At 45.7% G+C, this 11,757-nt stretch carries 10 protein-coding genes; 2 read left to right on the top strand and 8 right to left on the bottom strand.

All coding sequences use genetic code 11. From position 1 onward, the window contains the following. Window positions 1–1,003: 1,003 nt before the first annotated feature. Both R7F67_RS20125 and R7F67_RS20120 read left to right on the top strand, forming a co-directional pair. On the top strand, window positions 1,004–2,575 hold the full coding sequence (locus R7F67_RS20125) for an ABC-F family ATP-binding cassette domain-containing protein (RefSeq protein ID WP_318057320.1): 1,572 nt from the start codon (window positions 1,004–1,006) through the stop codon (window positions 2,573–2,575). Next, window positions 2,572–3,729 carry an MFS transporter gene (locus R7F67_RS20120; protein WP_239932383.1) on the top strand — a complete coding sequence of 386 codons (1,158 nt, stop codon included), beginning with the start codon at window positions 2,572–2,574 and terminating at the stop codon, window positions 3,727–3,729. Before R7F67_RS20125 ends, R7F67_RS20120 begins: the two co-directional genes overlap by 4 nt. A gap of 74 nt (window positions 3,730–3,803) precedes the next feature. Here R7F67_RS20120 and fis read toward each other — a convergent pair whose 3' ends face one another. From fis to R7F67_RS20080, 8 genes are all read right to left on the bottom strand, one after another. After that, a complete protein-coding gene (gene fis / locus R7F67_RS20115) occupies window positions 3,804–4,100 on the bottom strand; it encodes a DNA-binding transcriptional regulator Fis (protein ID WP_000462885.1) in 297 nt (98 codons plus the stop codon). 23 nt (window positions 4,101–4,123) lie between these two features. Further along, entirely contained in the window at window positions 4,124–5,092 is a 969-nt protein-coding gene (gene dusB, locus R7F67_RS20110) for a tRNA dihydrouridine synthase DusB (RefSeq protein WP_005382505.1), read from the bottom strand. Window positions 5,093–5,231: 139 nt separating this feature from the next. Continuing rightward, on the bottom strand, window positions 5,232–6,119 hold the full coding sequence (gene prmA, locus R7F67_RS20105; protein WP_136977005.1) for a 50S ribosomal protein L11 methyltransferase: 888 nt from the start codon (window positions 6,117–6,119) through the stop codon (window positions 5,232–5,234). 165 nt (window positions 6,120–6,284) lie between these two features. Further along, a complete protein-coding gene (gene accC, locus R7F67_RS20100; protein WP_005382509.1) occupies window positions 6,285–7,628 on the bottom strand; it encodes an acetyl-CoA carboxylase biotin carboxylase subunit in 1,344 nt (447 codons plus the stop codon). Window positions 7,629–7,642: 14 nt separating this feature from the next. Next, window positions 7,643–8,104, bottom strand: a complete 462-nt coding sequence (gene accB / locus R7F67_RS20095) for an acetyl-CoA carboxylase biotin carboxyl carrier protein (protein ID WP_005386355.1) — start codon at window positions 8,102–8,104, stop codon at window positions 7,643–7,645. A gap of 61 nt (window positions 8,105–8,165) precedes the next feature. Continuing rightward, the gene (gene aroQ / locus R7F67_RS20090; RefSeq protein ID WP_137282430.1) at window positions 8,166–8,615 is read right to left on the bottom strand and encodes a type II 3-dehydroquinate dehydratase; all 450 of its coding nucleotides are present in this window, start codon (window positions 8,613–8,615) and stop codon (window positions 8,166–8,168) included. Between the two features lie 303 nt (window positions 8,616–8,918). Continuing rightward, window positions 8,919–10,871, bottom strand: coding sequence for an acetate--CoA ligase (gene acs, locus R7F67_RS20085; RefSeq protein WP_086047083.1), 1,953 nt, complete (start codon window positions 10,869–10,871; stop codon window positions 8,919–8,921). 237 nt (window positions 10,872–11,108) lie between these two features. Beyond that, window positions 11,109–11,738, bottom strand: coding sequence for a 3'-5' exonuclease (locus R7F67_RS20080; protein ID WP_005382363.1), 630 nt, complete (start codon window positions 11,736–11,738; stop codon window positions 11,109–11,111). Between the last annotated feature and the right edge of the window lie 19 nt (window positions 11,739–11,757).

Here is an 11,757-nt window from a genome sequence, read left to right as displayed (position 1 = left end):
AGTTGGTTAGAATACCGGCCTGTCACGCCGGGGGTCGCGGGTTCGAGTCCCGTCCACTCCGCCACTTATATTAAGCCCCAGTCGAAAGACTGGGGCTTTTTTCGTTTTGGTTCCCCGACTTACCTTAAACCCACTTTCGTATTGAAACCTTGCATCGAGAGGCCGGCTTCCCTCTGGCGATGCTTTCTAAGCCCTGTTATGAGTGAAGTGGAACTCAGTTTTGTGTGGTTTCTACTGAACCGGGTCCTAGTATTGAGCGCTAGTTCTCAGCCCTTGTGCTTACTTACCAAAGCTTCCTTTATTATTACCTGGAAAATTTATTCACTAGGTTATGTTATTTTCGGGGGAGATTTCTCTGCTTTAGATGTTTTGATTTAGCCATAGGCGCTTATTAATATAAACTCAGCGCATTTAAAACTTTCCAAACATGGATTTTGTTTTGTCGACCTATTTAAGCCAGTGTCTTAAAGTATATTCGCTACTTCTTCCCTCTAACCCTCTCCAACCTTCAAAGCCACCACTACGTACGTATAACGTGAGCGGTATAGGTGCTTTCATAGCTGTGTTTGCTGAGTAAGCAGTTCACCTGGCACATTGACTGAGGAAAAGTCTTCTTTCTGTGGACCTTCGTGTAAGTCACGATAGTTTTAATAATTATCTGGTACTTTTTATTCTAAAGGTGTACGCTTCACATCGAATATTTTTTCGACAGTAAATCATGTTATATCTCTTGTTTAAAAGCTTTGTAAGAAGGCTGAACTCCGTGCAAAAAACGCGATGAAGTGTTGCCCGGAGTCTTAAATTAATCTTCATCAGGTGTTTTATGCGTGAGTAACTTCGCTGAAGTTATACGCAGGCGTCTGTACACCTGATAAAAGAGAAGAGATGGCCGGTGATATTTCATCATCGGCCTTTTTGTATCTGTTAAGCAGCTACAAAGCATTATCCAGTATTGAAATAAGGGCCGGTATTGATCACCGGCCCTTTTTATTTGGTTAAAAGCATGAGTATTTTACAAGTTAAAAATTTGTCTTATCAGATCGCTGATAAGAGTTTATATAACAACGCGACATTTCGAATTAACGTGGGAGAGAAAATAGGTATCACTGGAGCGAATGGCGTTGGAAAAAGCACCTTATTAAAACTGCTTATTGGTGAATTATCTGCAGATAAGGGCTGCATTGACTGGTTACCAAACCTTGAGGTGGGGTATTTAGAGCAACATTTTAAGATGGATAATGCGCTGACGGTTTATGAATGCTTAAAGAGTGCTTTTGAGAACTTATACGCTGCCGAGCAGAAGCTTTGGACTTTGTATCAGGCGATGACCGAGTCTCACTCTACATCTCTTTTAAGCCAAGTCGCTCGGCTACAGGCATATTTAGAAGATGAAGACTTCTATGCAATTAATACCAAAATTGAACGAGTTGCTGTAGGTCTTGGTATTTATCAATTTGGCTTAGATACACCGCTTATCTCGCTAAGTGGCGGTCAAAGGCACAAAGTCCTTTTAGGCAGGTTGTTACTTCGCAACCCCGATGTGTTAATTCTTGATGAGCCGACAAACTATCTTGATGCTCCGCACATTGAATGGCTAGTCACGTTTCTCAATGATTACATTGGTACCGTTTTACTGGTTTCTCATGATGTTGATTTTCTTAATCAAGTAGCGACCAGTATTTGTGATATTGATTATCAAACGGTTCGAAAATACAGCGGTACTTATGTCAAAGCAATGCAGCAAAAGCAGCACGACGGTGCTTTATTAGAAAAGCAATATAAGGCTCAGCAAAGTGAAATTCGAAAGTTAGAGAAATTTATTGCCCAAAATGGTGCAGGAGTTAACGCCAGTCTTGCTAAAGGGCGTAAGAAGAGACTGGATAAAATCGAACGTATTCAACTGAATCATGTAGAGAAAGTATCGACGTTTGACTTTGCTTACCAGCCCATTGAGCAACCGAATGTGGTTGAGGCAAAAGCGTTGATGATCGGTTATCAGCAGCCTCTGCTTCCAGTATTTGATATCACGTTAGCGCGCGGGGAAAATTTGGTTGTTGCTGGCTTTAACGGCGTGGGTAAGTCGACCTTACTTAAAACCCTGATGGGGAAGATCGAGCCACTCTCTGGTGAGGTGGTATTGGCAAAAGGTGCAATGATTGGTTATTTTTCTCAAGATTTGTCTTGGCGCCATCCTCAGAACACGCCTGAACAGGAGCTGTGCTCTTGTGCGCCAACAATCTCAAGCAAAGAGTCACGCAAGCTATTAGCTCGCTTTGGGATCACGGGGGATAAGACGCAGCGCCACTTAGATACATTGAGCGGTGGTGAGCAAACTCGGGTGAAACTGTGTTGTTTATCGGTTCAGAAATGCAATGTTTTGCTGTTGGACGAACCAACAACACATTTGGATAGCAGCAGCAAAAATGCGCTTAAAGAGGCTCTCCAGCGCTTTTCCGGTAGCGTGATTGTGGTATCTCATGAGAAGGCATTTTTGCAATCTTGGCCTGATAGAGTTTTAGATATTTCGTTGCTCACTTGTGCTGAATCGAAAACAGAACAGGAGGTGGAGCTATGATGCAGTCCATGATCCTATTTCTCGTTGCTTTTCTTGTTGGTGCTGATGAGTTGATGCTTGGATCTATTCTTGAACCTATCGGAAATGATTTAAGTGTTCAACCGAGTCAGGTGACCTTATTTATTACGGCATATAGTTTAGCCATAGCAATTTTCGCTCCTTACTTGGGCCGTTTATCAGACCGAGTTGGGCGTATTCGTATCATGGTGCCTGCTTGCTTTGTATTTGGGGTTGCGTCTATTACGACGGGCATAGTTCATGATTTTGAACTTGCTATTGCAACTCGAGTGATCACTGGTATTGCAAGTGCAGGCATGTTACCAATTGCATTCTCGTTAGCGGGAGACGCGAAGGGTAATAGAGCGATGCGTCAAATTGTGATGGTTCAGGCGGGATTAACGCTAGGTATGATAACTAGCCCGGCGATCGGAGCATTGTTGACCCAGCTTTTATCATGGCGTGCCGCTTTTATTATTTTGGGCGTTGCGGCTCTTCTTGTCAGTGCTATGAGAGTAGTGTTCATGAACAACAAGCATAATGAGTCCAAGAAGTCAGATACTCTGCCACCTATCGCAGACGTCATTCATCTTCCAGGCGCGTTGAGAGCGATTCTAGCGATGTGTTTAGGCCTAGGGGGAGGTATTGGTGTATTTAACCTGATAGGCCTCCATATTCGAGATACCAGCGAGTTTGCGCTCGGTTGGGTGGGCGCTATTTATGCTGCTCTAGGGATCGTTAGTGTGGTTGGAAATATGTGCGTGGGGAGAGCTTGCCGTTGGCTTGGTAGCTCTCGAGCCGTTATGCGAGTGGCTTTAATGGTGTGCATACCTTGCAGTGCATGGGTGTTCTCAAATGAGATGAGTACGGTGACCGCTTATCTTCCAGCTCTAGTGCTCTGGTCTCTTGCTGGAGGGGTAGGCTCTCCGGCGTTACAAGCACATATAGCAAGCTTATCTGATGAACATCGAGGTGTGCTGATGTCTTCTGGAATGAGTATGATGCACTTTGGTGTCGCGATTTGGTCTGCCTTGGCGGGCTTCGCGTATTCTGTAGGCAATGAATGGGTCGCTTTCGTGGCTTTGTTATTGTTTGGCTCAGCGGTGGTTATCTTAAAGCCAGTTGGTAATACTGCACAAAGTGAGCGTTATTCGTAGTGTTTTAGTAGATAAAGAAAAGCCGTTACCTAAAAAGGTAACGGCTTGTTCCAAATACTTTTTGAAAAACGGTCTTAGTTCATGCCGTATTTCTTAAGTTTCTTGCGAAGAGTACCGCGGTTGATACCCATCATAGTTGCTGCGCGAGTTTGGTTACCGCGAGTGTACTGCATGATAGTATCTAGTAGTGGCTGTTCAACTTCAGCTAGAACTAATTCGTATAGTTCTGTTACTTCCTGGCCGTTTAGTTGAGCAAGGTAGTTTTTAAGAGACGCTTTAACAGAGTCACGTAAAGGCTTCTGAGTAATCTGGTCTTGTGACGTTACTGTAGTTACTGTTAATGCTTCTGAAGTCAGATTTTGTTCGAACATATTCGGTCTAGCTCTTCTCTTAATTATGATGCAACGTTATCAAAATAACCTTCTAACGCCTCAATTTGCAGCGGAGCTGCGTCGATAGCGTTGAAGGTACGGCGAAACTCACTTGCCTGTTCATGCTCTTTCAGGTACCACCCAACGTGCTTGCGCGCGATACGTGGACCTAAGAACTCCCCATAAAACTCATGCAGAGCATTTACATGACCAAGCATAATGGTTTTCACTTCCTCAGTTGGAAGTTCCTCCATTGTGGTGCCGTTTTCCAAATAGTGATGGATTTCTTGGAAAATCCAAGGACGACCCTGGGCAGGGCGTCCAATCATTAAAGCGTCCGCACCGGTGTACTCCAGTACAAATTTGGCTTTCTCCGGGCTATCGATATCACCGTTCGCGATAACCGGAATTGAAATCGCCTCTTTTACCGCTTTAATGCTGTCATATTCGGCCTCACCTTTGTACATACATGCTTTCGTTCTGCCATGCAGAGCAAGAGCTTGTATGCCGCAGTTTTCGGCTAATTTAGCGATCTGGACACAGTTCTTGTTGTCTGTATCCCAGCCAGTTCGAGTCTTTAACGTTACAGGAACGTCCACTGCATTCACGACCGCTTTCAAAATCTCTTCGATAATGTTTGGGTATTGAAGCAGAGCAGAGCCCGCTAGCTTCTTATTCACTTTTTTTGCCGGGCAGCCCATGTTGATGTCGATGATTTGTGCACCGTTCTCAACACTGAATTGAGCTGCGTCCGCCATAAGCTGTGGATCGGAACCCGCAATCTGTACAGAGCGAATGCCCGATTCGCCCTCGTGTACCATGCGCTGTTTCGACTTTGACGTTCCCCATAGTTTTGGGTTAGCAGACATCATTTCACTGACGGCCATTCCCGCACCATAGCGAAGACACAACTCGCGAAACGGTCTATCCGTTACACCAGCCATAGGGGCTACGATTAGATTGTTCTTAAGTTGATAGTTTCCGATTTTCAAAACGTCATCACAGTTCTGTACCAGCAAGGGCGCGCATTTTACGCATTTTTTTACTGCGTGAAAAGACTAATATTTGAGCATTTACAAATTGTTTTTGTAAATTGTATGAATTTCAAACAATTAGCTCTGAAAACCTTGTCTAGCCTTGCTTACGACCAGAGATGCGACACCATTCACTTTGCTCAACAATCGGGTCAATGTGAAGCTCGTCACGGTAATAGTTCGCAACATCTTCAGCTTGAGTGTCTAATACGCCGGACATAGCGAGGTCGCCATTTGGCTTAACTAGTCCTTTGATGATAGGTGCAAGTTCACGTAAAGGTCCCGCAAGGATGTTGGCCACAACGACGTCAGCGACGAGACCTTCTGGTTGATTTTGCGGTAAGTAAACTTCTAGTTTGTCTGCAACGCCATTACGCTCAGCATTGTCTTTTGAAGCAAGCAGGGCTTGAGGATCAATGTCGATCCCTATCACTTTTTCAGCGCCCAGTTTGATCGCTGCGATCGCAAGAATACCTGAGCCACAACCGAAGTCGATAACGGTCTTACCGCTTAAGTCCATGCTTTCTAGCCACTCAAGACAAAGTGCTGTTGTAGGGTGAGTACCCGTACCGAATGCAAGGCCTGGATCCAACATAACATTAACAGCGTCAGGATCTGGAATGTCGCGCCAGCTTGGACAAATCCATAAGCGTTCACCAAATTTCATTGGGTGGAAGTTTTCCATCCATTCGCGTTCCCAGTCTTTATCTTCAAGCTGTTCTATTTTGTAAGCAAAATTGTCAGCCAGCATATTGCTCGCTTTAATTTGGTCGATGATGAAGTTAGTGTCTGCTTCTGCATCATACAGTGCCAGAATATCAGTATCGCCCCATAAGCGAGTTTCGCCAGGTAGAGGTTCGAATACAGGTGTATCCTGCGCGTCTAAGAATGTAACAGACAGCGCGCCAGTCTCTTCCATTAGCATATCGCCGATTTGCTCAGCGTTTTCATTGGTCGCGTTGAGTTTGATTTGAATCCAAGGCATTGGTTTTTGCTCTTAAAGTGAATGAAGTGGCGCAGAGTTTACCAGAACTCTACGATTTGTTTGAGTATATACCCAAATAAGCCGATTTATATGTTGAGCCCTTTGCGTACATATAAAACAAAAATGCCCACGGGAGTGGGCATTTTTTAAGACGTTTGCTTAGGCTTATTGTAAGCCAAGCTTCTTCTCTAGGTAGTGGATGTTTGCACCACCGTGTTGGAAGTTTTCGTCATTCATAATGGAGAATTGCAGTGGCACGTTAGTTTTGATGCCTTCGATGATCATCTCACCCAGTGCGTTTTTCATACGTGCAATCGCTACATCACGGTTCTCACCGTAAGTGATCAGTTTACCAATCATTGAATCGTAATGAGGTGGTACTGTGTAGCCTGTGTAGATATGAGATTCCCAACGTACACCCATACCGCCAGGAGCGTGGAAACGCTCGATCTTACCCGGAGATGGTAGGAAGCGCTCAGGGTCTTCTGCGTTGATACGACACTCAATCGCATGGCCACGGATCTTAATATCATCTTGAGTGAATGACAGAGGCTGACCCGCTGCAACACGAAGCTGTTCTTTGATTAGGTCGATGCCAGTAACCATCTCTGTTACTGGGTGCTCTACCTGAATACGAGTGTTCATTTCGATGAAGTAGAACTCACCGTTCTCGTATAGGAATTCAAACGTACCTGCGCCGCGGTAACCGATCTCGATACATGCACGAGTACAGCGTTCACCGATGTACTTACGCATTTCTTCGGTGATACCAGGTGCTGGAGCTTCTTCCACTACTTTTTGGTGACGACGTTGCATTGAACAGTCACGCTCACCAAGGTGGATTGCGCCGCCTTGACCGTCAGCAATAACCTGAACTTCAACGTGACGAGGGTTTTCTAGGAATTTCTCCATGTAAACCATGTCATTGTTGAACGCCGCTTTTGCTTCAGCACGTGTCATTGCAATGGCTTGGATAAGGTCTTTCTCTGCGCGAACAACACGCATACCACGACCGCCGCCGCCGCCAGATGCTTTGATGATTACTGGGTAACCAATGCGCTTAGCAAATGCTTTGTTTTTCTCTTCGTCATTGTCTAGAGGGCCGTCAGAACCCGGTACACAAGGAACGCCTGCTTTCTTCATTGCATTGATAGCAGATACTTTATCGCCCATTAGGCGGATAGTGTCTGCCTTTGGACCAACGAAGATGAAACCACTGCGCTCAACTTGCTCTGCGAAGTCTGCGTTCTCAGACAGGAAGCCGTAACCTGGGTGGATAGCCACAGCACCAGTCACTTCTGCTGCAGAAATGATGCGTGGAATGTTTAGGTAGCTGTCGATACCACGAGCAGGGCCGATACATACGGTTTCGTCTGCGAGTAGTACGTGCTTAAGATCGCGGTCCGCTGTTGAGTGAACAGCGACGGTCTTAATACCTAATTCTTTACAAGCGCGAAGAATACGAAGTGCAATTTCACCTCGGTTCGCGATGACTACTTTGTCTAGCATAAGGCAAGCCCCGCTTATTCGATTACAACAAGAGGTTGGTCGAATTCAACTGGTTGGCCGTCTTCAGCTAGGATTGCTGTAACAACGCCAGATTTGTCCGCTTCGATTTGGTTCATCATTTTCATTGCTTCAACAATACATAGAGTATCGCCAGCATTTACTTTCTGACCCACTTCTACGAATGCTTTAGAGTCTGGGCTTGGAGAGCGGTAGAAAGTACCAACCATTGGAGAAAGAACTTGGTGACCTGCAGGTGTTGCTGCTGGAGCTTCTGCTGCTGGCGCTTCCGCTACTGGTGCCGCTGCTACTGGAGCAGGTGCCGCCGCTGGAGCTGCTGCGTAGTGAATTGGTGCTTGAGGGGCTGCAGTGCCATGACGGCTGATGCGCACTGACTCTTCACCTTCAGAGATCTCTAGCTCAGCAATGCCAGACTCTTCAACTAACTCAATTAGCTTCTTGATTTTACGAATATCCATCTTTTCTTTCTCTTTTATCTTGTGATTAAGACAACCCTCGTAGGGTTGCAGAGTGTTAGGGTTACTTTGCCTGTAGCTTATTGAGCGCTGCAGACAGAGCAAATTCATAACCTTGTGCGCCTAAACCGCAAATCACACCCTCTGCTTTATCTGACAGATAAGAGTGATGACGGAATGGTTCACGTGCGTGCACATTTGATAAGTGCACCTCAATAAATGGGATGGCGACGCCAAGTAATGCATCTCGCAGCGCCACACTAGTATGAGTGAAAGCCGCTGGATTGATGATGATGAAGTCAATCTTGCCATAGGCAGCGTGAATGGCTTCAATCAGTTCGTACTCACGATTTGATTGTAGGTGTTTCAGTTCTACCCCAGCGTTATGGGCTTGCTCTGTAAGAGTATCCACAACTTGAGCTAAGGTACTGTGACCATAGTGTGTCGGTTCGCGCAGACCCAATAGATTAAGATTTGGTCCGTTTAGAACAAGAATCCGTGACTTTGCAGACATTGTGTTGCTATCTTCCCTTATCGTGAGTGGAACGTTTATATTCCCAAATATACGATAGTTCAGCACGATTTTTTTGTTAAAACCGAGCAAATTTTAAAAAATCGACCAAGATTATAGCTAATTCATAGCAATTAGCAGCAATTTACTGGTCTAATCTCCTAATAGCCACTCTCGTTTCTGTAACCAAGTTAACAAAAACAACATAATTGCCATATTTTTTGTGTGGCCAATTTGTGCACTAAAGCAAAAAACCGCCATGAGTGATGGCGGTTTTTAAAGTGCTTTTAAAACAGTTGGTTGAATTTATGCCAATTCTGCTTTCTCTGCGATAAGTTTATCTACAACGCTCGGATCGGCAAGCGTTGATGTGTCTCCGAGGTTGCTAGTATCACCCGTTGCAATTTTACGCAGGATTCGACGCATGATCTTACCAGAACGAGTCTTCGGTAAGGAATCCGTCCAGTGCAGTACATCTGGTGTTGCAATTGGACCAATTTCTTTACGCACCCAATCTTTCACTTCTTTGTGTAGCTCTGCTGACGGGAATTCACCATCGTTCAAGGTAATGTAAGCGTAGATAGCTTGGCCTTTGATATCATGCGGAATGCCCACAATAGCGGCCTCAGCAATTTTATGATGTGCGACAAGAGCCGATTCTATTTCAGCGGTACCCATGCGGTGACCCGACACGTTTAGTACGTCATCAACACGGCCCGTGATCCAGTAGTAACCGTCTTCGTCACGACGAGCCCCATCACTAGTAAAGTACATTCCCTTGAAGGTTGAGAAGTAGGTCTGTTCAAAGCGCTCGTGGTCGCCATAAACAGTACGCATCTGACCTGGCCATGAATCAAGGATCACCAAGTTACCTTCTGCTGCGGTTTCTTCAATGATGTTGCCCATGTTATCAACCAGTGCAGGTTGGACTCCGAAGAATGGTCGAGTTGCTGAGCCTGGTTTTAAGTCTGTTGCACCTGGTAGTGGTGCAATTAAGATACCGCCGGTCTCTGTTTGCCACCAAGTATCAACGATAGGCGAGCTTTCGTTACCAATCGTTTTGTAGTACCACTCCCACGCTTCAGGGTTGATAGGCTCACCTACTGAACCCATCACACGTAAGCTTGAACGAGATGTCCCTGCTACCGCTTCGTTACCTTTTGCCATTAGTGCACGAATAGCGGTTGGCGCAGTGTAGAGAATGTTCACTTGGTGTTTATCAACCACTTCACTCATACGAGCCGTGCTTGGGTAGTTTGGAACACCTTCAAACAGAATGGTTTTGGCCCCGTTCGCTAGTGGACCATAAATTAGGTAAGTATGGCCTGTAATCCAGCCCACATCCGCGGTACACCAGAAGGTTTCACCTGGTTGATAATCGAAGACATATTTAAAGGTCATTGCCGCGTAGACGAGGTAACCGCCTGTAGTATGTAGTACGCCTTTAGGTTTACCTGTCGAGCCAGATGTGTAGAGGATGAACAGCGGGTCTTCGGCTTTCATCTCTTCTGGTGGGCAAACGTCAGAAACGTTGGCTGTTGCTTCGTGCCACCAAACATCACGGTGTTCATGCCATTCAACATTACCACCTGTACGTTTAAGCACGACGACTTTATTGATGGTTTTTACGTCTGGGTTGGTTAGTGCTTCATCCACGTTCTTTTTCAGTGGAACAGCGCGTCCGCCACGTACGCCTTCGTCTGCGGTGATCACGACTTTAGCGTCAGAGTCGATGATACGGCCGGATAGCGCTTCTGGTGAGAAACCGCCAAATACTACGGTGTGAACCGCACCAATACGGGTACAAGCGAGCATAGCCACAGCGGCTTCTGGCACCATTGGCATGTATAGACACACCACGTCGCCCTTGCGTACGCCTTGCTCTTTCAATGCGTTGGAGAATTTACACACTTCTTTGTGCAGTTCGTTGAAAGTGAGTGTTTTGTCGTCGGCTGGATCATCGCCTTCCCAAATGATGGCGACGTCATCCCCGTGTTCTGCAAGATGACGGTCAATACAGTTGGCCGAGACGTTCAGTGTGCCATCTTCAAACCAGCGAATATCAACATGGCCAGTGTCGAAAGAAGTGCTTTTTACTTTGGTGAAAGGTTTGATCCAATCAACGATTTTGCCGTGTTCGTTCCAGAAGCCCTCTGGATCGGTTACCGACTGCTGATACATGGCTAAGTAAGTATCATTATCCGCGTGTGTATGAGTTTTAATATTTTCTTTTACCGGATAAACGTGGGCTTCGCTCATGGCTTCTCTCCTTGTGCCTTATTTCTCGGCCTTACACCAATCTAGATAAGATTTTGAATATATTTTTGTAGGGCTGTTTTTTGGTTCTAAATAACTTGGTCGTGGTAATGACGACGTTGTGCTTATAACTGTCAGTCACCGCGCGTAATTCCACAATTAGACTTTAGGATGAGAGTGATAGAAGCGCCGGGAAATCGCTGAAACAAAAGTATTTCTGGGAGCTAGGTCAACTGATTTTTATGTATACGGTGCGGTTAGGTTGGGTAAATCGCCTTTCGTTAAGCGGACAAAGACCAAAGCGGCAGAAATCGCGTCTTGCAAGGCGTCGTGTTTGTCTTGGATAGGAAGTTCGAGGTGTTTACAAATGGCATCCAGACTTAAGTCGAAATAGGCATTCGGCAAATGTCGTTCCAACTTATCGTGATAAATCTGACTGACCTCGATGAGTGGGTTAGGAAGTGGGAAGCCAAGTTGCCTCAGACAAGCAAGGTCTAAGATCTTTTTATCGTAACGAATGTGATAGCCCACAAGTGGTCGGTTGCCGATAAAGTCGAGCAGCTCGAGCAGCGCCTCTTTTTCACTGATGCCATCGACTAAGTCTTGGTGGCGAATTCGATGGATCTTGACCGAGCCTGAGTCGAGCGATTGCGGCGCGCGTAAGCGGACTTCAAATGGTTGACTGGTGATGATGCGGTTGTCGATGATCTTGGTGGCTGCAATAGTCACCAGCTCGGCGCGATTTGGGTCAAGGCTGGTGGTTTCGCAGTCAAGAGAGACGTATTCTGTTTTATCTGGCGTGCAAAACAGCGACTGATAAGGCGAGCCTTTCAATTTGTAATGCCAGTATTTGCGTTGTAACCAGTTCATTGCTTACGCCTCTGTGATT

The organism is Vibrio sp. YT-17 (genome assembly GCF_033337375.1).
GTDB classification, from domain to species: domain Bacteria; phylum Pseudomonadota; class Gammaproteobacteria; order Enterobacterales; family Vibrionaceae; genus Vibrio; species Vibrio alginolyticus.
This window is presented reverse-complemented; position numbering and strand designations above follow the sequence as displayed.